1 protein-coding gene is annotated in these 373 nt (G+C 57.4%); it reads left to right on the forward strand.

Features of this window, described 5'->3' with window-relative positions; translation table 11 throughout:
- Window positions 1–73: 73 nt before the first annotated feature.
- Window positions 74–373, forward strand: a 300-nt coding sequence (locus tag NFX52_RS30510; RefSeq protein ID WP_252636026.1) for a hypothetical protein, incomplete at its 3' end; no start/stop codon positions are given.

Here is a 373-nt window from a genome sequence, read left to right on the forward strand (position 1 = left end):
TGCCGAACCGCCTCCAGTTTGAACTCCCGCGTGTACTGCGCACGCACTTGCTTGTCACTCATTGCTCAACTCCTTGTCGGTATTTTCAACAAGGGTTAAGAACTCCACTTTTCAGGGGCAACCTCACATCACTGTCATCACTGCAGGAGCCATAGTCGTTGCGCCTCGTGGCTGGCTCGCGGCAGGCACTTGGGCCTTCGGCACACCGCAAGCTCCTCTCGTCGCTAAGGTCATTTCGGTGGAACAGTTCAGAGCTCGCAAGGGGTGCGACCAGCATGCCACCCTCAGCCTCCTATCGGTTCAAGCAACTATCTGCCTCGCCGATCACTACGTCGGCGCCCCGCTCAGGACGGATCAGGAAGTTTTCGTTTCC

Source organism: Acidovorax facilis, from assembly GCF_023913775.1.
Classification (GTDB): Bacteria; Pseudomonadota; Gammaproteobacteria; order Burkholderiales; family Burkholderiaceae_C; genus Acidovorax; species Acidovorax facilis.